Origin of the sequence: Coleofasciculus sp. H7-2 (genome assembly GCF_042747725.1) — a bacterium.
Lineage (GTDB): Bacteria > Cyanobacteriota > Cyanobacteriia > Cyanobacteriales > FACHB-T130 > FACHB-T130.
Genome location: NZ_JBHZGO010000040.1, coordinates 12239 through 33084, shown reverse-complemented (window position 1 = coordinate 33084; position 20846 = coordinate 12239). Strand labels below are relative to the sequence as shown.

21 protein-coding genes, 1 tRNA gene and 3 pseudogenes are annotated in these 20846 nt (G+C 47.0%); 18 read left to right on the top strand and 7 right to left on the bottom strand.

Annotated elements, in window-relative coordinates; genetic code table 11:
- Nucleotides 1-38 precede the first annotated feature (38 nt).
- The 3 genes from ACFW2W_RS09975 (at nt 39) to ACFW2W_RS09965 (ending at nt 2975) form a co-directional block, all read left to right on the top strand.
- Nucleotides 39-449, top strand: a complete 411-nt coding sequence (locus tag ACFW2W_RS09975; protein ID WP_378176794.1) for a hypothetical protein — start codon at nt 39-41, stop codon at nt 447-449.
- Nucleotides 450-727: 278 nt separating this feature from the next.
- Nucleotides 728-1234 (top strand): thiol-disulfide oxidoreductase DCC family protein, encoded by a 507-nt coding sequence (locus ACFW2W_RS09970; protein WP_378176792.1) that lies wholly within the window; start codon nt 728-730, stop codon nt 1232-1234.
- A gap of 820 nt (nt 1235-2054) precedes the next feature.
- Entirely contained in the window at nt 2055-2975 is a 921-nt protein-coding gene (locus tag ACFW2W_RS09965) for a hypothetical protein (protein ID WP_378176790.1), read from the top strand.
- 136 nt (nt 2976-3111) lie between these two features.
- On the opposite strand, the gene ACFW2W_RS09960 is transcribed toward ACFW2W_RS09965, so the two are convergent.
- Nucleotides 3112-3237 (bottom strand): hypothetical protein, encoded by a 126-nt coding sequence (locus ACFW2W_RS09960; RefSeq protein ID WP_378177223.1) that lies wholly within the window; start codon nt 3235-3237, stop codon nt 3112-3114.
- On the opposite strand from ACFW2W_RS09960, the pseudogene ACFW2W_RS09955 reads away from it, so the two are divergent.
- The 3 genes and pseudogenes from ACFW2W_RS09955 to ACFW2W_RS09945 form a co-directional block, all read left to right on the top strand.
- Nucleotides 3214-3306: pseudogene (locus ACFW2W_RS09955) on the top strand (hypothetical protein); the annotation flags it as partial. The gene ACFW2W_RS09960 and the pseudogene ACFW2W_RS09955 overlap by 24 nt on opposite strands.
- Nucleotides 3263-4504, top strand: coding sequence for a protein kinase (locus ACFW2W_RS09950; protein WP_378177181.1), 1242 nt, complete (start codon nt 3263-3265; stop codon nt 4502-4504). The pseudogene ACFW2W_RS09955 and the gene ACFW2W_RS09950, both read left to right, overlap by 44 nt.
- Before the next feature lie 189 nt (nt 4505-4693).
- Nucleotides 4694-4825, top strand: a complete 132-nt coding sequence (locus ACFW2W_RS09945; protein WP_378176788.1) for a hypothetical protein — start codon at nt 4694-4696, stop codon at nt 4823-4825.
- A gap of 28 nt (nt 4826-4853) precedes the next feature.
- Here ACFW2W_RS09945 and ACFW2W_RS09940 read toward each other — a convergent pair whose 3' ends face one another.
- The 5 genes from ACFW2W_RS09940 to ACFW2W_RS09920 all read right to left on the bottom strand — a co-directional run bounded on the left by ACFW2W_RS09940 (nt 4854) and on the right by ACFW2W_RS09920 (nt 7072).
- Nucleotides 4854-5063: a type II toxin-antitoxin system HicB family antitoxin gene (locus ACFW2W_RS09940; RefSeq protein WP_378176785.1), complete on the bottom strand. Its 210-nt coding sequence runs from the start codon at nt 5061-5063 to the stop codon at nt 4854-4856.
- Nucleotides 5063-5275: a type II toxin-antitoxin system HicA family toxin gene (locus ACFW2W_RS09935; protein ID WP_378176783.1), complete on the bottom strand. Its 213-nt coding sequence runs from the start codon at nt 5273-5275 to the stop codon at nt 5063-5065. Before ACFW2W_RS09935 ends, ACFW2W_RS09940 begins: the two co-directional genes overlap by 1 nt.
- 207 nt (nt 5276-5482) lie before the next feature.
- Nucleotides 5483-6076: a restriction endonuclease subunit R gene (locus ACFW2W_RS09930; RefSeq protein ID WP_378176781.1), complete on the bottom strand. Its 594-nt coding sequence runs from the start codon at nt 6074-6076 to the stop codon at nt 5483-5485.
- A 98-nt stretch (nt 6077-6174) separates the two neighbouring features.
- The gene (locus ACFW2W_RS09925) at nt 6175-6666 is read right to left on the bottom strand and encodes a hypothetical protein (protein WP_378176779.1); all 492 of its coding nucleotides are present in this window, start codon (nt 6664-6666) and stop codon (nt 6175-6177) included.
- Between the two features lie 332 nt (nt 6667-6998).
- Nucleotides 6999-7072: transfer RNA gene (locus tag ACFW2W_RS09920), tRNA-Val, on the bottom strand.
- A gap of 155 nt (nt 7073-7227) precedes the next feature.
- On the opposite strand from ACFW2W_RS09920, the gene ACFW2W_RS09915 reads away from it, so the two are divergent.
- The 12 genes and pseudogenes from ACFW2W_RS09915 (at nt 7228) to ACFW2W_RS09860 (ending at nt 18998) form a co-directional block, all read left to right on the top strand.
- The gene (locus ACFW2W_RS09915) at nt 7228-7731 is read left to right on the top strand and encodes a DNA recombination-mediator protein A (protein ID WP_378176777.1); all 504 of its coding nucleotides are present in this window, start codon (nt 7228-7230) and stop codon (nt 7729-7731) included.
- A gap of 63 nt (nt 7732-7794) precedes the next feature.
- On the top strand, nt 7795-8205 hold the full coding sequence (locus ACFW2W_RS09910; RefSeq protein WP_378176775.1) for an MAPEG family protein: 411 nt from the start codon (nt 7795-7797) through the stop codon (nt 8203-8205).
- Nucleotides 8206-8247: 42 nt separating this feature from the next.
- Entirely contained in the window at nt 8248-8739 is a 492-nt protein-coding gene (locus ACFW2W_RS09905; protein ID WP_378176773.1) for a YajQ family cyclic di-GMP-binding protein, read from the top strand.
- Nucleotides 8740-9080: 341 nt separating this feature from the next.
- Nucleotides 9081-9209, top strand: a pseudogene (locus tag ACFW2W_RS09900) (paraslipin); the annotation flags it as partial.
- Nucleotides 9210-9222: 13 nt separating this feature from the next.
- Complete coding sequence (locus ACFW2W_RS09895) at nt 9223-9363, top strand: hypothetical protein (protein WP_378176771.1); 141 nt, start codon at nt 9223-9225, stop codon at nt 9361-9363.
- Nucleotides 9364-9901: 538 nt separating this feature from the next.
- Nucleotides 9902-10261: a PleD family two-component system response regulator gene (locus ACFW2W_RS09890; protein ID WP_378176769.1), complete on the top strand. Its 360-nt coding sequence runs from the start codon at nt 9902-9904 to the stop codon at nt 10259-10261.
- 81 nt (nt 10262-10342) lie between these two features.
- Entirely contained in the window at nt 10343-10801 is a 459-nt protein-coding gene (locus tag ACFW2W_RS09885) for a chemotaxis protein CheW (protein WP_378176767.1), read from the top strand.
- A 23-nt stretch (nt 10802-10824) separates the two neighbouring features.
- The gene (locus ACFW2W_RS09880) at nt 10825-15162 is read left to right on the top strand and encodes a PAS domain S-box protein (RefSeq protein WP_378176765.1); all 4338 of its coding nucleotides are present in this window, start codon (nt 10825-10827) and stop codon (nt 15160-15162) included.
- Nucleotides 15163-15267: 105 nt separating this feature from the next.
- Nucleotides 15268-16230 carry an Hpt domain-containing protein gene (locus tag ACFW2W_RS09875; RefSeq protein WP_378176763.1) on the top strand — a complete coding sequence of 321 codons (963 nt, stop codon included), beginning with the start codon at nt 15268-15270 and terminating at the stop codon, nt 16228-16230.
- 183 nt (nt 16231-16413) lie between these two features.
- Nucleotides 16414-16671 carry a hypothetical protein gene (locus tag ACFW2W_RS09870; protein WP_378177178.1) on the top strand — a complete coding sequence of 86 codons (258 nt, stop codon included), beginning with the start codon at nt 16414-16416 and terminating at the stop codon, nt 16669-16671.
- 13 nt (nt 16672-16684) lie between these two features.
- Nucleotides 16685-18526, top strand: a pseudogene (locus tag ACFW2W_RS09865) (response regulator); the annotation flags it as partial.
- 7 nt (nt 18527-18533) lie between these two features.
- Nucleotides 18534-18998 carry a chemotaxis protein CheW gene (locus ACFW2W_RS09860; RefSeq protein WP_378176761.1) on the top strand — a complete coding sequence of 155 codons (465 nt, stop codon included), beginning with the start codon at nt 18534-18536 and terminating at the stop codon, nt 18996-18998.
- 459 nt (nt 18999-19457) lie between these two features.
- On the opposite strand, the gene hemL is transcribed toward ACFW2W_RS09860, so the two are convergent.
- Nucleotides 19458-20756 carry a glutamate-1-semialdehyde 2,1-aminomutase gene (gene hemL / locus ACFW2W_RS09855; RefSeq protein WP_378177175.1) on the bottom strand — a complete coding sequence of 433 codons (1299 nt, stop codon included), beginning with the start codon at nt 20754-20756 and terminating at the stop codon, nt 19458-19460.
- Nucleotides 20757-20846 lie beyond the last annotated feature (90 nt).

Genomic DNA, 20846 nt, shown 5'->3' with positions numbered 1-20846 from the left:
TATCCCTCTTTAACTGCTAGAAGAAAGACTCATCTTTTATGAACAATCGCGCCAAATTTACTCTAGCCATCGTCCTGGGTTTTTCGTTTTCTGGCATCCAAGCACTTTGCTTTGACCAACACCGCATAGCGATCGCTCAAACGATCGCTCAAGCAAATGCAACCACAAACTGTCCTTCTTTTGCAGGAAAATGGTTAGTTCGAGTTAAAAACTCCAATCGCACTATTCTTCAACGGATAACTAGAGAATCCCCAACTATACAAGTTCGCTCTTGTTACTGGAGAGACACGAATACTAGAGTCGATGGCATCCAAGTTGGCCCATTTCCGACTCCGCAATCAGCAGGTGTATTCTACCAAAAGCTCACTGCTTCTAAGGTTCGTTCGACAAATGTAACTATTGTCAATCCTCCTAGACAAGTTACAGAAGTTAGACCCAGGAATCGGTAATGGGTAATTGTTAATAGATGTGTAGGCTCCCTTTGAGGTCACGTTCCCCAGCATTGGTGCGATTTGTTGGGGAATCAGGACTTACGCAAAATCACCACATCTGAAAGACGCAACCACAGGAAGATTACCCCTATAAAACGCTATATGTATAAGCTTTGCGTAAGTCCTGAACCGATCGGGCAGGAAATGGATGATGCCTAAAAATGTTAAGTTTCTTTACAATACTAAAGTGTGCTTGTTTCTCCTCACGCGAGGAATCCGTTAATTGAGAACGACCTATGTCCTCTTCTAAGACTCAGTCCCCCGAATCGCTTCAAGTCTCTACCCCGCCTCAGTCTTCGCCGTCCTGGCAAATAGAACTGCTGTACGACGGTGAATGTCCCTTGTGCGTGCGAGAAGTCAATTTTTTGAAGCGACGGGATGCCGGTCGAGGTTTGGTAGCGTTTGTGGACATCGCAGGCGACTATTCTCCGGAAGCGCATGGCGGTGTTGACTTTGAAACGGCGATGGGACGAATCCATGCTGTGCTTCCTGATGGCACCGTCGTCAAGAATGTAGAAGTCTTCCGCCGCGTCTATGAAATCTTGGGGATAGGGTGGATCTATGCGGCTACCAAATTGCCGATTATCGGTTCTATCGTTGATATGCTGTATGAAATTTGGGCTGATTGGCGGCTGGCTCTGACTGGACGACCTAATTTAGCAACGATTGTTAGCAAGCGCCAGAAGCGCATCGAGTGCGAGACGCAGGGGCGCTGTCGGCTCAACGATCATAATCAACCTTAGTCGAATGGCACTGAAATAAGCCAAAATTCCGTAGGCTGGGTTGAGGAACGAAACCCAGCAACCCCTCCCTATAGGACGTTGGGTTTCACTATCGTTCAACCATTCCCTACAGATGAAGTCAGTGCCATTCAACCTTAGTCAATAGAATAACCCAACTAAAGGAAGTCAACTGCACAAATGGGGTCAAGCTAACCTAAAAATAGACTACTTTCGCTAGTACGGAAGAAAATGCAAGACTCAGCATATATTATCTTTATTGTCTTTGCTTGTATCTGGATACTAATGGGAGCCGCTGCTGTGATTGCACTCCTCAAATCCGATAATCAAGAGCTTCGGTTTGGCAAATGGGGACTGATAGTAACCCTCCCGATCCTTATCCCGTTCATCCTGGCTCTGCTCTATCAGGTAGCAAGACCATTTATTCTGAAATACCTTTTTTGAAAATTTGGGCTAAACCATAATATCAATTTTTTGTTAACCGTTAATCCCTATCTAATTGCTTGTCAATCGCATCCAGTTATCACAGCAGCTAGATTCAGGCGTAGGAAGCGTTGCTGGAGAGAGGGGAAGCAGCAATTAGTGAGTGAGTGAGTGAGTAGTTGAAATCGAAACTTAAAGCGGTGCTTCCTGAGCCTTTGTGACGAAATTCAAACGCTTCACACCAGAATTTGACAATTTAACTTAGATTAATAAGGGAAATACTTTGCTTCAGAGATGGAACGACAGAAGCTAACCCGATCGGGAGAACTCCATAAGAGCCTGAATGTGGACATTGATGGTTCGTCACTTCCATTTGACCTTGCCAAAGTGTAAAGAATAGATGACGCGACAACCTCACGACCAATTTGCCAAGCAATATCTAGCCGAACTCCTCTCCCCATTAGGCACCGTTGAAGTCAGCCGCGAAGTCACAGACGAAGTTCGTCAAATTGACCTCTACTTTGCCCCAGCGCCAACACTCCCAGCCGAACCGCCAAGTCTGGGATTACTCAGCAAACTGGTATCAAGTCCCTGCTTAATCGAACCCTTTCGCAATCAACCCAGCAAAACAGAGATTCGCACCTGTATGCTAAAGCTGTTTTCTCTGCAAAGCGACTTACAGCGACAAGCAAGGCGGGAAAATCGCGGACTTCCCGAAACCGAACTGCCTCGCTTGTGGATTCTGGCAACCTCCGCCTCAGCCACCCTACTCGATAGTTTCGGCGCTAAACTAGAACCAAACAACTGGACTCAAGGCGTTTACTTTCTAGCTGATGCGCTAAAAACAGCAGTGGTAGCCATTAACCAACTACCCGCCACACCAGAAACACTCTGGTTGAGGATTCTGGGAAAAGGCGCAACCCAGCAGCAAGCAATTAACGAACTCATTTCACTTCCCAGAGAACACCCGTTCCGCAGCAACACGTTAGAACTGATTTCTACCTCGCGCATCAACCTGGAGAGGAAGGAAAATTTAGATGAAGACGAGAGGGAGTTAATTATGAACCTATCACCAGCTTATCTGCAATGGCGGGAAGAGACTTTGCAGCAAGGACGACAACAAGGTTTGCAGCAAGGCAATGTACAGGGACAGCGCCTGGTTCTGGAAAACCTGTTGAGAGTCCGATTTGGCAGTCTGGATGAAGAGCTAATGGAAGTTATTCAAGCTTTGCTAAAGTTACCTCCAGAGGAGTTTACTCGGTTGAGCCTGCAATTGTCCCGCGAAGAACTTTTAGCTCGATTTGGCAGGAGCGAGAATTGAGCTTAGATGTCATTTATAAAGAAATTCAGATCCCCCCAACCCTCCTTAAAAAGGGGGGGCTTTCAATGAGTTCTATTCCCGCCTTTCCAAGGAGGGATCGCACCAAGATTAAGCCGTTTCGTTCTTAATCTCAACTTTATAAATCAGCTACTAGATGCCAACCCAAGTCACCCTCACCATCACCCAAGGCAATCTCAAAGGTCAAGAATTTACCTTCGACTCCCGCACCACCTGCCTCATCGGACGTGCTGACGAATGCCATCCCCAACTACCCGATGACGACGCTCATCGTATCATCTCCCGCTATCACTGCCTCCTCGACATCAACCCCCCAAATATCCGCGTGCGCGACTTCGGCAGTAAAAACGGTACTTACCTACGTCAACAGCAAAAAAATTGGACAGCGCCAACCCCACCAAACCCCCTCACAAGGTGCAAAGATGCAGTACCCAGAATACGACTTACAAGAAGGCGATGTCATCGAGTTAGGTAACACCATTTTCCGAGTCAGCATCCACGTTGAACCGGAAGAATCGCAGACTATAGACGTTTTCAAAGCCAAGCTGCAAAAGCCCAACATCGTACAGAAAAAGCCCAACTTTTGGGAAATTATCAAAGCCCTACTTCAAAAAGCCGCAGGCGGCGACCAAAACCTAACGGCAATTCGGGGTTACAAGTTGGTGAGAAAGCTAGGTGAGGGAGGATTTGGTGAAGTTTACCTTGCCCTCAATCAGCAAAATGGGGAGTGGGTAGCGCTGAAAGTGATGCTGCCCAAAATTGCTGCTAATCAACGCGCCATTGATAAATTCCTGCGGGAGATGGAAAACACCAAAGCCTTGAACCATCCCCATGTCGTCAAACTGCTGGATTATGGTTACTCGGATGGCACCTTCTTCTTCACCCTAGAGTATTGCGAAGGCGGCAGCGTGGCAGATTTAATGGAGCAAGGGGGTGGGCGCTTGTCGATTAAAGAAGCAGTGCCAATTATCCTGCAAACCTTAGATGGTTTGGAATACGCCCACAACGCCGAAATTCCCTATGTTAGACGCGCTGACGGCACGATTGGCAAGGGGCGAGGTTTGGTACACCGCGACATCAAACCGAGTAACATCTTCCTCACCAACTTCGGTAACTCCTACAGTGCCAAAGTCGGCGACTACGGGTTAGCCAAAGCCTTTGACTTAGCAGGTTTAAGCGGTCATACGATGAGTGGCAGCGAAGTAGCAGGCACGTTGCCCTTCATGCCGCGACAGCAGGTGATTGACTTTAAATATGCCAAGCCAGAAGTAGATGTTTGGGCTACAGCCGCAACTTTCTACACGATGTTAACGGGTACTTGCCCCCGCGATTTTGTCGGCAAAGACCCGTTGCTGGCTGTGTTGCAAACCGATGCCGTACCCATTCGCCAACGCGATGCCTCAATTCCGAAACGATTGGCGGAAGTTGTTGATTTGGCACTGGTGGATAAGCCGGAAATTTACTTTAAAACGGCTGTTGAGTTCAAACGGGCGTTGGAAAGCGTGGTGTAAGTCACATCTTGCACCAGTCGCATTACCCGCCTGGGGTTTAAACCCCAGGCTAACAGAATCAAGTCTTCTGAAGAAGACTGAGTAAGAATTTCAGTCCATTTCAATGGAATGCAAGCTATGAGCCAAGGAAATTGAGTTCAAGGACGTTCGGCGAGCGCTAAGTCGAGCCGCGGATGGGCAAACTTGAGAATGGTGCAATATCTGAGGTGTAAGTCACCTTGTTACCGCGACTGGATGCTACAGAAACTTGCGGCTGATGCTGAAATTGCTGTAGAACGGATTGATGAGTTACTGGAAGGCGATCGCATCTTCCAAGTTTGACTCCACGCGAAAAGAGCGATCGCATTTATCAACCAGCTTCGACATATTCACATAGAGTAGTTGGTTCGGGAATGGGTAAACCCTCTTCTCGCAAACCATCCAAATGAAAAGCGATCGCTTCTTTTATCTGCTGTTCCATCTCTTTAAGAGTTGCACCTGTCGCCACACATCCAGGTAAATCTGGAACATAAGCTGAATAATTACTCTCTAGCTTTTCAATCACAATCCCATAACGCATTACTCTTCTTCTCCTACTTCCTTGTCTTCCTTGAGTTGAGCTTGCGTCATTATGCTGTTTAACGTGCCAGGTGCTAGATCGTCAGACGGTTTCCCTGCAATTGTGACTAAACCGGACTTGGTTGGATGCTTGAACTGACGATGACTGCCTCTAGTTCTTGCCAGATACCAACCATCTTCTTCTATTAGCTTAATCACTTCCCTAACTTTCATGCTGACCCTCTAGCAGAACATCCCAATCTTTCGGAATCTTCCCTAAAGGCGAATCTTTAAACTCCTCAGATTTAACCAGAGTCTCACGCATACCCTAACCCACTCAAAAACTCACTCAACTGCTTCGCCGTCGCATCCCGTTGAGCCTCAATATCCTGCAAAGTCACGCGATACTTATCCCATCAATTCTCAACCGCAGACCATTTATTAATTGCCTTCAATCAACAACTGCCCTAGCCGCTTTAGTATTCCCAAAACTGTATACAAATCATTACCTCGCCTTAAGGTAAATTCATCCGATAACGCATAATACGGCACCTCTTGCTTAACCAATTTCAGAAAAATAAAATTACTTCCATTCGTTACCAAGCCAAACAGTGGCTTTTCAGGGTTAGGGTTTGCCAACATATAAGCCAAAGCTTGCGGAATTCCTGGCTCTAGTGAAAACTTGGCGCGTTTAGATTCAATTACAATTACCCAAAATTGATCTTGTATCACCAAAACATCAATTTTTCCACGGATAACAACTCCCTCATCCTCGTCAATAATCTCTACCGATTCCTCACTTTGGCTGTAAAAGGGTGGCAGATAAAACCCCTCTAAATCCAATAGGGGTGATAGCACCACCATTTTCACTATTTCCTCCAGCAGCGGACGTTTGGCTAAATTAAAATAACTAGCCTTTACCCGCTCCAATTTTTGCTTGTCAGAGTCAGTTATTTCAGGTAAGTCTCCTTTCCACTCCTGAAATAACTGCTCATCTGTAGCCAATCGAAGTTTAAATTTATTCTCTTTCGTCATATAGCGTGACTTTTTCAGCTTGAATTATCTGTACCATTACTACATTAAGCCGCTAATTTTTTTGATTATTATCGAATTTTGTTTTATTGTAATATCAGTTATGGGTTGAGCGAACTCATCTGACGCACTAATCCCCCTAAACCCAATCCCAAAATTGTGGTTCCTGCCAAAATTAGAACTGTGTGAAACTGACTGAAAGATAAGAGTAATTGATTTCTCGCTCCAACCAAGCTCCAAGCACCAGCCCAAGCCACACCAACCACAATTACCCAAGCTATAGTTAACGTTATCCCCCCACCCATAACTAAACCTAAAGCTAGACCTACGCCGCAAGTTAAAATCCAAACCCAACCAAAACTTTCAGCCCGACTCATAACGCCAACCTTAGTCCAAGCCAAACCCCAAGTTAAAGTCAGAGCTAAAACGATAAGACTAGCTCTCGACAAAGCTAGAGCCTTACCCTTAGATAGAGCCTCATTCATCCCAAAAGCGTCAGCCCAAAGTGGAGTCCAGGCAAATAAGAAGCCAACTATTACATAGCACAATAAACCAAAGACCAATCTTCCCCAAACAATAGCGTTACTGCTCATAGCTAGTGCAATCCCAACAATGCGATCGCTCACATTAATTCCGTTCCACTAAAATCTTAGTTGGGTTAAACCCATGCGCCTCTAACAAAGGGCGCTTTCCTTCCACCTTAGCTTTAGGAATTCCCCCAACAAATGCGCCCTCACATCCTGGGGTTCCGGTGGTGGCGCATTATCGGCGCTTCGGCGGATATTGCAGTTGTAATCATTCTCTGCCCATTCCTGCTTACTCACCACTACCGAATCACCAGGAAACGACTCAATGTTAATAGTGACAAATTATTTGTTAATGTACAGTTGTCGATTGCCACTTTATTTGGCACTGCAAAAAATAATGGACACAACTGGACTCGAACCAGTGACCCCTACGATGTCAACGTAGTGCTCTAACCAACTGAGCTATGCGTCCGACGATTTATCAGTATAGCATAGCTTTTTAGAAAAGTGCAAATAATTCTCGCTAACTGATGGAACTGAGAACTGGGCAACTAAGATACGGAAACTCCATCGCTGTTGTCATCCGGGTCTGATAAAATAGCGAGGTTGTTCAGACAGAAATCGTCATTGAGCCAATCCATTGACATTCCTAAGCTTGATGCCTTAGCGCAAGAACTGGCGACTATCCAGCAAACGGGTTCCAAACGGATTGCCCTGCTGGGGTCGCGTCACGTTCCTATCACCCATCAAAATCTAATTGAGATGATGAGCTATGCCTTGGTTTTAACCGGGAATCGACTCATCACCTCTGGTGCCACCGGAACCAATTTAGCCGCCATCCGAGGGGCGATGCGAGCCGATTCTAGCCTGCTGACTGTGATTTTGCCCCAAAGCTTAGAGCGTCAGCCACGGGAATCGCGGGAGCAGCTGGAACAGGTGATGCATTTGGTAGAAAGTCCCGAAAACGACAATTTATCGCTGGCTGAAGCCAGCGCTCTATGCAATCAGGAGATAGTTTCTCGGTGTCAGCAGCTAATCTGTTTTGCGTTTCACGACAGCCACACCCTGCTCAAAACTTGTCAGGATGCGGAAGAACAACGCAAAGTGGTGACTCTGTTCTACTTTGATTAATAAAGACGCGATGCGCTAAGAGCGCTACCGTTTCGCTACCGTTGGCGTCTCTACAATAAAACTATGATCCCAGTATCTGCTATTCTGCTCGACTGCATTGCCGCAGCCGCTGTTCTGATTTATCTCCCCTTTTTGGTGGTAGGTTATGCCCGTGGGACTGTGGGGTATGATACGGCGGCTCCCCGTGCCATGTTTGATAAGCTGCCTCCCTACGGACAACGAGCCGCTTGGGCGCACCAAAACTCGTTTGAAGCATTTATGATATTTGCGGCGGCAGCTTTGATGGCTTATGTGACAGGTGTAGATTCGCCCTTGGCGGCGGGGGCAGCGATCGCCTTCGTTGCTGCCCGGTTATTATACTCCGTTTTTTATATTATCAATGTCCCAATCGCGCGATCGCTAATGTTCGGCATCGGTACCCTGAGCAGTGGCACCTTATTTTTCCTCAGCCTCCTTTCTGCCAATAGCAATTAGCGATTCTTCTAATATCAATTAGCCAACCACTCACGATTCTTTATGGCTTCTACATACTCTTTTGATATTGTCAGCGATTTTGACCGGCAAGAATTGGTCAATGCCGTAGACCAAACCGAGCGGGAAATAAAAAGCCGCTTCGACCTCAAAGACACTAAAACCACCCTCGAATTAGGCGATGAGGTCATTACAATTAGCACCGATAGCGAATTTACCTTAGATGCTGTTCATACCATCCTGCAAATTAAATCCGCTAAGCGCAACCTTAGCTTGAAAATCTTTGATTATGGCAAAGCTGAATCAGCTGGCGGTAATCGCATTCGTCAGGAAATCAAACTGCGTAAAGGCATTAGCCAGGAAATCGCTAAACAAATCACCAAAATAATTCGGGACGAAATTAAAAAAGTGCAAGCCTCAATTCAAGGTGATGCCGTGCGAGTTTCTGCTAAATCTAAAGATGACTTGCAACTGGTAATTCAACGCTTGAAGCAGGAAGATTTTCCAGTTGCTTTGCAATTTAATAACTATCGTTAGACGGTTTTTAAACGCAAATAACGCAGAGGTAAGCGCTGTCGCGCCGCTTCGCTAACGCAAAGGTACACAAAGTTTTGATCGTTCTCTGCGTTTGTGGAGCGGTTAAAAAGTTAAGGTGAACAGTGCCTTTCAGTTAACATCATTCTGAAAACAAAAAGCCTAATTGCTTTGCTAGAAATATCTCAGCAGGAGAATACAGATGAAGTTATTCCTTGCTGTCCTCGGCGCGGTCATCATTGGTTACGTGCTGGGATATAGCAATCCTAAATGATTTGCAAACCCCTGTAGAGACGCGATTAATCGCGTCTCTACGCTAAGGCGAATACTCGCGCACAACTTAAATAGGATTGCTATATTCTGTAAAAATTATCCGTCAAAGTAATGAAGCTTTAGTAGAGCGCTTGGGTCGATACCATCGAAAGCTGAAACCAGGTATCCACTTTATCTTGCCTAGAATCATCACGATTGTCTGCTTAAGTCGTGATGATTTTAGGCGTCCTCAGTATTCGTGTCCTCTGGCGACAGTTACCCGTTCCTCATTCTGGCAAAAGTGGTGGAGTTTATCGCCAGCTTAAGCTGCCTGCTGCGTCTCTCGCACAAACTGTAAAGCATCAAAATTTTTAGAGAACGCGCTTTTCTCTTTAGTTGCATCAAAAAAGTGAATGGGAATTATTTGGAAATCGTAAGATTTGTTTCCAAAAGTCTAAAAAAGGTTACTTTAAATTAAGAAGATTTAAAAATTCGGGTTGGCGAAATCCTGTAATTTTATTTAGTTTTTATAATTTTAAGGATAATAGGCTTATAACTTAATTATAAGCACTAACTAAATGTCATTGGATATTTAACTCATATCTTGCACCATTTTTAAGTCGGTGGTTGCAACCGCGTCCAAACATACAAAACCCGGATGATGCGCGGGTTTAAAACTCTTGATTTGACCTTAGTTCGCGCAGGGAAACTTGGTTTGCATAGCCGCGAATCCTATTCGCACTGGTGGTGCAAGATGTGAGTTTAAGCAACAAAATTTTAACAAGAAAGCTGAAGTTATTGGAGCGGAAACGAACTTTGGTAAGGTTGATTTTCAGTAAAAATACTGAGGCTTTTTGAGCAGGAATGAACTCAGATAGAATCGAGTTGACAATAAACACTTGTGAGGGTTGTGATGTCGAGAATATTAGTAGTCGATGATGTCCCGACTGAACTAGAGATGATTTGCCGAATTTTACAAGAGGCGGGGATGGAAGTGGAGAGAGCGAGTGATGGAGAGGAAGCGATCGCTCGCATCCAGGAGAAACCACCCGACCTGGTGATATTGGATGTGGTTATGCCACGAATGAACGGATTTGAAGTGGTGCGGGAGTTGCGCGAGAACGAAGAAACCAAACACTTACCTGTCGTGTTTTGTACTCAAAAAAATACAGAGATTGACAAAACTTGGGGAATCGAGCTGGGAGCCGATGCTTATGTAAGCAAGCCACTTGAGCCGAAACAGTTTATTAACCTGGTGCGACGCCTCCTCTAAGAATCAAAAATTAAAAATGTAAAATTAAAAATTATAATTACAATTATTCATCAATTTTTAATTTTTAATTTTTAATTAATTATGACTCGCCAATTCGTTCTCTTTGGTCAAGACAAGAGCCTGTTTGCAGTCGAACTAACGGCAGTCAGAGAAGTGCTGGTTTTGGGCGATCAATCTATTACTGCCGTTCCGAATACGCTTCCCTTTTTATTGGGTTTAACCAATCTGCGAGGGGAAATTCTGGCAGTGGCAGATTTTGGTCGGTTCATGGGTGCCGAACCTGTGGAAAGTCACCAAACTCGGAGTCGCATTTTAGTCGTAGAAGCGCCCGATCCGCGCGATATCAATCTCCCGTCGATGCGGATGGGATTAGCAGTTTCTCATGTCGAAGGCGTGCTATCTCTCGATCCCGATCAAATTGTCTCAGCAGCAGAGGTGAGTGAGGAACTGGCTCCTTTTCTGCGAGGCTTATATGACTGTCAGGGGCGTTTACTCATGATTGTGGATGTAGAAGCGATCGCGCATTCAGATCGCTGGTAAATCAATATTGCCGGAGCCATAAGATGGAAAGTTCATATCAGCAGATAGAGGTGCCTCAGTCTAGCGACCTCACCCCATCACTCCAAACTCTTTCTAAAAAAGCCAGTATTGCAGTCATTGCAATCGGCTGTGCGGTCATCCTAGGTTGGATGTTTAACATTCCCGTCCTCAAAAGCCTCTTGCCGGGGCTGGTAACGATGAAAGCGAACGCCGCCGCGTGTTTTATCCTCAGCGGTACATCGTTGTGGTTGTGGCACCGTTATCCCGCTGACGAGTCGAAGCGCCGCTGGGGACAATGGTTTGCCGGGATCGTCCTGGTCATCGGGTTGCTGACGCTGATGCAGTATGTTTTGGGGTGGGACTTCGGCATTGACCAACTTCTGTTCAAGGCGTCGGACACCTTTGGCACCTCATCCCCAGGTCGGATGGCTCCCAATACCGCCTTAAATTTTCTGATGCTGGGTGTGGCTCTACTGCTGTTTCTCGGCCCCTATATCAACTACCAAGCCGCCCAAATTCTTAGCTTAGCGGCATTATCAGTCGCCTTGCTGGGGGTGCTGGGCTACATTTATGGTGTGAAATCTCTTTACGGGATTAGCTCATATACCCAAATGGCCTTGCACGCAGCAGTGGGATTTGCGCTTCTTAGCACCGGCATTCTGTTTGCTCGTCCAGATCGAGGGGTGATGGCAGTTGTCACCAGCCAGAATGCGGGGGGTATGATGGCTCGGCGGATGTCACCGGCTGTACTTGGGATTCCGCCACTTTTAGGTTGGTTAATCTTAGCCGGGTACCGGGCGAAGTCTTTGGAAACCGAGATCGCCATCTCGGTTTTGGGTATCTTGAATATTATTGTTTTTGCCGTTCTGATTTGGTGGAATTCTCGAAACCTGAATGCCATTGATATTAAACGCCAGCGGGCAGAAGCGGAACTTCGCACCCTCAATCAAGAACTCGAACAACGCATCGATGAGCGCACGGCAGAATTAACGGATGCGAATGAAGAACGCGATCGCTTCTTTACCCTCTCCCTTGACCTGCTGTGTATCATCGGATTTGATGGCACCTTCAAGCGCCTCAACCCTTCTTGGGAAAAGACCCTCGGCTTCAAAATAGAGGAACTTTTGGCTCAACCGTTTATCGATTTTGTCCATCCAGATGACCGAGAAGTGACCTTAGCCGAAGCCGAAAAACTGGCTGCTGGTTCAGAGCTGCTATATTTTGAAAATCGCTACAGGTGTAAAGATGGCTCCTACCGATGGTTAGCGTGGACTGCGAACGCTGCCAGTGAAAATCAATTGATGTACTGCATTGCCCGTGACATCACTGAGAGCAAGCAGGCACAAGCAGCGCTCAGGGAAAGTCAAGAACGCCTAGAGGCAGTTCTGGACAACTACACGGCAGTCATCTATCTCAAAGACATGGAAGGTCGTTATATTCTGGTCAACCGCCAGTATGAACTCCTCTTCCACAGAACCAAAGAGCAGGTCATCGGCAAGACCGACTACGATTATTTCTCGAAAGAGATGGCTGACACCTTCCGTGCCAATGACCGCAAGGTACTCGAAACCGGAACTTCCTTAGAACTCGAAGAGGTTGTGCCTCAAGACGACGGACTCCACACCTACCTGTCAGTGAAGTTTCCCTTGAAGAATTCTACAGGAGCTGCTTATGCCCTGTGCGGCATCTCCACCGACATTAGCGAAAGCCTGCGGCACGCTACGCTACGCAAGCAGACAGAAGAAGCATTGCAGCAACAGGTGCAAATGCTGGATTTAGCTAATGACACCATTCTGCTTCGGGATCTCGACGATAAAATTGCCTATTGGAATCAAGGCGCAGAAAGACTGTACGGCTGGAAGAAGGAAGAAACTGTAGGACAATACATCCACACATTTTTGCAAACCGTCTTTCCCCAACCCTTAGAGGAAATCAAAGCCGCGTGTCTGCACGATGGACGTTGGGAAGGAGAACTCATCCACACCAAGCGCGATGGCACACAGATCGTTGTCGCCAGTCGCTGGACATTGCAACGGGAGGAATCCGGTCAGCCTAAAGCGATCCTAGAAATCAACAATGACATTACTGAGCGCAAAGCTGCTGAGGAAGCCATCCGTCAGAGTGAGGAAAGGTATCGCTCATTGATCGTCGCCACCTCGCAGATAGTCTGGACGACAGACGTCCAAGGACAAGTTGTTGATATGCCAACTTGGAGAGCTTTTACAGGTCAAAGCGAGCAACAGGTGAAAGGTTGGGGATGGTTGGACGCCGTGCATCCAGAAGATCGCGATCGCACTGCCCATATCTGGTCTAAAGCCATTGAAACCAAAAGTCTCTACCAGACTGAGTATCGCATCCGAGCCGCTGATGGCAGCTATGGTTACTTCTGGGTTCGCGGTATTCCCGTCTTGGTAGAAGATGGTAGCATCCGCGAGTGGGTTGGCGTCTGTACCGACATCAGCGATCGCAAACAAGCGGAAGCAGAATTACAGCGAACCGCAGCAGATTTGGCGCGTTCCTCTGCGGAACTACGGCAGCAAACCACTATCTTGCAATTGGTACTCAACAGCATGGGCGAGGGAGTCATCGTCGCCGATGAAACCGGAAAGTTTTTACTGTTCAACCCCGCTGCGGAGAAAATGTTCGGCTTGGGTTCAACAGATATCTCCCCCGATCGATGGTCAACGCAATTTGGCTTGTTTTTGCCCGATACCGTGACAGTTTACCCAAACGCAGATTTACCGATGACAAAGGCAATCCGAGGCGAAGCCGTTGACGACGTAGAGATGTTTACTCGTCATCCTGGTATGCCGGAAGGTTTATGGGTAAAAGTTAATGGCAGAACCCTGAAAGACGAAAACGGTGTCCTCAAAGGCGGAGCGATTGTTTGTCGCAACGTCACCAGCGACAAGCAAGCCCAAGAACGCCTGCAACAACTAGCTAAGGAGCAGGAACGCCTGCTGCAAGAACTGAAAAACCGGCAAAATGCCCTTGATGAATCAGCGATTGTCAGCGAAACTGACTTAAAAGGAAACATTACCTATGTCAATGACAAGTTTTGCCAAATCTCTGGATACAGCCGGGAAGAACTAATTGGACAAAACCATCGCATCATCAACTCTAACTATCATCCTAAATCCTTTTTCCAAGACTTCTGGGCTAACATTTCTCGTGGCGGCGTGTGGAAAGGAGAGATCAAAAATAAGCGTAAAGATGGTTCTTTTTATTGGGTTGACACTACAGTTTCCCCCATCTTTGACACCAATGGCAATATTGTCAAATATATCGGGATTCGCTTCGACATTACCCAGCAAAAAGAAGCGGCTGAGCGCCTGATAAAATTAGCAGAAGAGCGAAAAGCAGAGGCAGATTCTTTAACTCAACAAGTCGTCAAGCTTTTGGGTGAAATTAAGGGCGCAGCCAAGGGAGATTTAACTGTTAAAGCTCAAGTCACCAACGACATCTTAGGAGCATTAGCAGACTCTTTCAACTACCTTGTCGCCTCTTTGCGGAAAGTGGTCATTAATATCCAAGATGCAGCCGCACAAGCCAATCAAGCCACAACTGCATCGATTGGTAACACCAACGAACTAGCACAGCAAGCTCGCACCCAAGCCTTGCAAATTGAGTCCACCTTAAAACAACTTGAGCGGATGCTCAACTCGATTAAAGATGTCTCAGATGCTGCAAAACGAGCCGAACAAGTGGCACAGCAAGCTGCTACGACAGCGGAAATGGGAGGACAAGCGGTAGACCGCACGGTTGATGGAATTAATGAACTCCGCCAAACCATTGCCGAAACTTCAAAAATGATGAAACGTTTAGGCGAAGGGTCGCAACAAATTGGCAAAATTGTCACATCTATTTCTCAAATTGCTTCTCAAACAAACTTGCTAGCATTAAATGCGACAATTGAAGCAGCACGCGCCGGAGAACAAGGGCAAGGCTTCGCAGTCGTAGCAGAGGAAGTTCGCAAGCTAGCAGAACGCTCTGCCTCAGCAACCGAAGAAATATCGGAGATTGTGAAAACAATTCAAGATGAAATTAGTCGGGTGATGAGGGCTATGGAATCTGGTACTCAACAAGTTGTTGAAGGAACGCATATTGCCGCAGCCGCTAAGACGAATCTGATTGCGATTATTGAAGTCAGCCGCGAAATTAATGCTTTGGTGCAAAATATTACTCGTGCTGCTCAAAAGCAGACAATTTCGGCAGAAGAAATTGCCGGGAGTGTCAAACAGGTGAGCGCGATTTCTACGAATACTGCCCAAAAAGCAGAAGACGTAACTAATTCGCTTGATGGGTTAGCTGTTGTTGTGAATAAGCTCCAAAGTTCAGTGACAAACTTCCGTTCGCAATGAGCAGTCAGAGATTTTTCATTTCCAGAGGTAGGGGCTTTTTCTGTGCTGTGCCCCTCCCAAAGGGTAATTTTTAGCTAAAGGCTGGCTGCTTTCAAGGAGAAGAATATGAATTCGGATGATTTTAATGAATTAATCGGTATTTTTGTAACCGAAACTCAAGAATTTCTCCAAGCACTAGAAGCCAATCTTTTAGTGATAGAAAGCAGTAGTGAAGTTGAAGCGCGATCGCAAGCTGTTAACAACCTATTTCGAGTTGCCCACTCGATAAAAGGTTCGGCTTTGATGTTTGGTTTTGAAACCTTATCAACAGCGGCTCATTGCTTGGAAGATGGCTTTGCAATTCTGCGCGATCGCGCCGATTTATCCCAAATCAATCCAACGACGATTACCGCTTTACTACAAGGGGTCGATCTCCTGAGAACCATTGCTAACCAAGTCTGTCAGCCGGAAGGCAAAGATAATGTAGAGACGGTGCAGGCAACCTCTTTAGCTGAAGTGGAAGCGATCGCCCAAATTCTAGCCCAGCTAGAAACTCAGTATACCAAACCGACTGCTTCCAGTAATGTTACTCTTAACAGTCGGGCGAACCTGCAAACTATTAAAAAGATTTTTGAACAAGATTTACTTCCCGTTTTCAACCATCTGGAAACGGAACTTTCTCAAGTTAAATCAGAAACTCTAGATCGAACAGTTGCGACTCTCAACCAAATTTATTACCAACTTTCAGGGGTAGCCGGGATGCTGCAACTGTCAGAATTTGGGCAAATTGCTGAGTATTTGAGAGCTTTAATTGATACCCCCCATCTGAGTGTAGAACTTCTCCAAAAACAGGGATGGGAAATTGCCCAAAACTTGCAATCTGCCCGCACTCAGCTATTGCAAGGAGAAGCCATTACTATACAACTCTTGAATAGGACTGAGGAGAAAGGACTGAGGACTGAGGAGAAAGGACTGAGGACTGAGGAGAAAGGACTGAGGACTGAGGAGAAAGGACTGAGGACTGAGGAGAAAGGACTGAGGACTGAGGAGAAAGGACTGAGGACTGAGGAGAAAGGACTGAGGGACTGAGGAACCAGATGTCTCCACTCAAGAAGTACCTAATAGGACTGAGGAGAAAGGACTGAGGACTGAGGAACCAGATGTCTCCACTCAAGAAGTACCTAATAGGACTGAGGGGAAAGGACTCAGGACTGAGGAACCAGCAGTCTCCACTCAAGAAGTACCAGTTGAGGATTCCTCTACACCTTTCTCATCAGCCCTCAGCCCTCAGTCCTCAGCCCTCAGCCCTCAATCCTCAGCCCTCAGTCCTCAGTCCTCAGTCCTCAGCCCTCAGCCCTCAGCCCTCAGCCCTCAGTCCTCAGCCCTCAGCCCTCAGTCCTCAGCCCTCAGCCCTCAACCCTCAGTCCTCAGCCCTCAGTCCTCAGCCCTCAGCCCTCATCCCTCATCTGTTTCTTCCTCCACAGGTTGGCAACGCCCGACGATTCGCGTAGACCTAGAACGCCTAAGTGAATTGGTGAATTTGGTGGGCGAATTAGTGATTAACCGGACAAATTTGGAACTACAAGAAGTTCAACTACGCACTGAAGCGAAACGCATTCGGAAGAGTATTGTAGCTTTAAATCAATTTGGAAGTCAGCTTAGAGAAGAGTATGACCGCCTTAGCACTGAAAATAGCAAAAGCGATCGCGTAAAAACCACAATTGCTTTTACTAAATCTTTGCCTTCGACCTTCGACTTATTGGAATTAGATCAATATACAGAATTTCACTCCACCGCTCAATCTGTTATTGAAACTACCGAAGCGATCGCGCTTTCGGGAACTAAAATTGACGAAATAGCGGTGAAATTTGAACGCAGCACCGATCAACTACGCCGCATCACCGACCAATTGCGATCGCGCGTCATGCAACTGCGGGTCGTCCCCTTTAGTCGGGCGGTCGATCACCTACCCCGCGCTTTGCGGGATCTGTGTCGCCTCCACAACAAAGAAGTCAATCTCCTCCTCCTGGGACGAGACACCACCATTGATGAAAGCCTGCTAGACGCCCTGCGCGACCCCCTAGTGCATCTGGTGCGAAATGCCTTCGATCACGGCATCGAACCACCCCAAGCCCGTCTAGCCGTTGGGAAACCCCCCAGCGGTCAAATCGAAATTGAAGCGTTTCACCAAGGCGGACAAACCATCATTACCATCACCGATGATGGACGGGGAATTGACCCGGAAGCCATCCGCGCCAAAGTCGTGGCAGGTGGCTTTGTAGCAGCCGAACAAGCCAACGAACTGTCGATTGCCGACCTCTACGAATTCCTCTTCTGGCCTGGTTTTAGCACCACCAAAGAGGTAACGGAACTCTCTGGTCGGGGGGTCGGTCTGGATGTGGTTCGCACTAATCTGCGGCAGGTACGGGGGACTGTCAAAGTAGATTCACGACCGGGCAAAGGCACTAGCTTTATCCTGAAGCTACCACTCATGCTGTCGATTAGCGACGCCTTAATGGTCAAGGCAGATCGCAATACGGTGGCAATCCCTCTAGACGCCGTAGAGGAGATTCTCCACATTCAAGGGCATCAGATTCAAATGGCTGGGACGCAAACCATGTTGTGGTGGCGAGAAGAATTTATCCGCCTGGTGCGTTTGCAAGAATTACTCCACTATAGTGTCCCCCATCCCGACGGCCCCTCTCCCGACCCAATTGCCCAGGACTATATCCCGGTAATGGTTTTAGCTGCTAGTGAAGGCGTTCTAGCTGTAGTAGTGGAACGTCTCATTGGTCAACAAGAAGTCGTGGTAAAAGCCCTACCGCTTCCTCTCTCAAAGCCTCGCGGGATCGTTGGTTGCACGATTATGGGAGATGGTCAGGTGGTGACGATTTTAGATGTGGACGATCTAATCGGGCAATTTTATACTCAAAGCGGCACAACAATTTCAGTTGATAATAAATCAGATTTGGGGATGCGGCATGGCACGCCACTACTTGCCCCGACAGGAAGTTCTCAACCCCAAGTTTTGGTCGTCGATGACTCTTACACCATCCGGCAGTTACTCTCGCTGACGCTAATTCGCGCCCGTTACCGAGTCGCGCAAGCCAAAGATGGTCAAGACGCTTTATCTAAATTAGAGGAAGGTTTAAACTGCGATTTAATCATTGCCGATATTGAAATGCCCCGGATGGACGGATTTGAACTACTGCGAAATCTGAAATCTCATCCTCAATGGGTTTCTATTCCCGTTGCCATGTTGACTTCTCGTAGTGGGTTCAAACATCGCCAGATGGCATTAGAGTTAGGAGCGATTCAATACTTTACTAAACCCTACAACGAGGTTCAGTTATTAGAAGCGATCGCTAAATTAATTAAACATTAAAAAACTTATGAATCGCCGATTTCGGGCTAAACCCCTAGTTTCAACTCGTATTTCCAAGCAGAAACTGGTTTCCTTTCAGATGGGAAGCGAACAGTACGCGATCGCAATTGACCGAGTTCAGCGCGTTCTCAAAGCATTTACACCCCACACTGCCCTAACCAATGGTCGCCGGTTAATGGAATATGAACAGGAAGCGATCGCTCTTATCGATCTATCAGCCCTATTTCTAAAATGCCACGAGACAGACTACCACTATCTAATTGTCTGCACCCTCAAGCAAAAAGAAAAATTAGGCATTCCCGTCTCTGAAATGCCAAAAATCTTGGAGGTATCAGAAGACAAATTTGATGAAATTCCAGCTTTTTATCAACACGAAGATTTACCCGCCGCCATTGAAAAAATTATCCACGCACCTGAGGGCAATCTCGTATTTTATCTCAATTTAGATCAACTAGAAATTGGTAATCGGTAATTTCTTGTTCTCCCTAAACGATAGCAATCCTATTTGATTTGTAAACATAGCTTTTTAAACGAACCGTGTTGGGATACGCTCAGCCTCCGCTTTCTTCGCTATAGAGCGCCTAGAAAAGAGAGAAGTTTACAATCCCTGCTCGTATTGCTAAGTAGGCGAAATTAATTATTTGTAGTAGTGGTTAGCGATAGCGTAACCCATGCAGGTGTTGGGTTTCCTACGTCAACCCAACCTACGAAAATCTATAGAGGCGAAGAAAAGAGAGACGTTCACAATCCCTGCTTGTATTGCTATAGATAACTCCCCTCTCATCCAACCCCCAAGAAATCAATTTCCTGGCTAATCGCAAAAGTCGGATAAATCCGACTCAAATTCAAATTCCTTAGTCCGTTTTAACGGACTTAAGCTATTAGCCAGGAACTTAAGTTCCTGGCGGGATGACAGCGTGGCGCGACTAACTTACAGACCAGACATCACTTCTCGCGCTGCTGCCAAAGTGCGGTCAATATCTTCATCTGTGTGCGCCAGAGAAGTAAATCCAGCCTCAAACTGAGAAGGTGCCAAATACACGCCCCGCTCTAACATTCCGCGATGGAAGCGGCCAAACTTGTTTGAGTCAGACTTTTTAGCATCTTCGTAATTATGGACTGGCCCTTGAGTGAAGAACAAGCCAAACATAGCGCTGATGCTACCACCGCAAGCCGCATGACCTGTTTCCTTAGCAATTTGCAGCAACCCATCACTGAGCTTTTTGGTCATCTTGTCTAACTGTTCGTAGCTGCCTGATTTTTGCAGCAACTCCAGCGTTTTGATTCCGGCAGTCATCGCCAGAGGATTCCCCGAAAGCGTCCCGGCTTGATATACTGGCCCTGCTGGAGCAATCATCGACATAATATCTTTGCGTCCACCGTAAGCACCCACCGGCAAGCCACCGCCGATTACCTTGCCCAGAGTTGTTAAGTCAGGCGTGATGCCAAATCTCTCCTGTGCCCCACCGTAGGCAATTCGGAAGCCAGTCATCACTTCGTCAAATACGAGTAACGCGCCATTGTCTTGCGTAATCATTCGCAAGCCTTCCAGGAAACCGGCGTCAGGCGTAATAAAGCCAGCATTGCCCACCACTGGCTCTAGAATCACCCCAGCAATCTGGTCGGGGTTTTCGGCAAATAAAGCTTTGACGGCTTCCAGGTCATTGTAGGGGGCGGTGAGCGTGTTGCTGGTTGTTGTCTTGGGAACGCCTGGAGAATCCGGCAAGCCGAGGGTGGCGACGCCGGAACCGGCTTTCACCAGAAACATATCGGCGTGACCGTGATAGCAGCCTTCAAATTTAATTAACTTGTCGCGTCCGGTGAAAGCTCGCATCAGGCGCAGAACTGCCATACAAGCTTCGGTTCCGGAGTTGACAAAGCGCACCATTTCAATGCTGGGAACGGCGTCAATCACCATCTCTGCCAGCACATTTTCTAACACGGAGGGGGCACCAAAGCTGGTGCCTTTTTCCAGGGCTGCGTGCAGGGCACTAATCACTTCTGGATGGGCATGACCGCAAATCGCGGGTCCCCAGGTGCCAACGTAGTCGATATATTGGTTGCCATCGACATCCCAGATATAGGCACCTTTGACGCGGTCAAAGACGATGGGTTGTCCTCCTACCGATTTAAACGCCCGTACTGGTGAACTGACGCCTCCTGGCATCAAATTTTGAGCAGCGGCGAATATTTCTTCTGACTTGGTGGTTTTCAAATTTGTGGAAGTAATCAATGTTATCTCCTGCGTTTGATGATAAAATCTCTGCCTCAAGATAGGCGAAAGCGGCGATCGCAGAGATTATGCTGTTCAATTATCCTA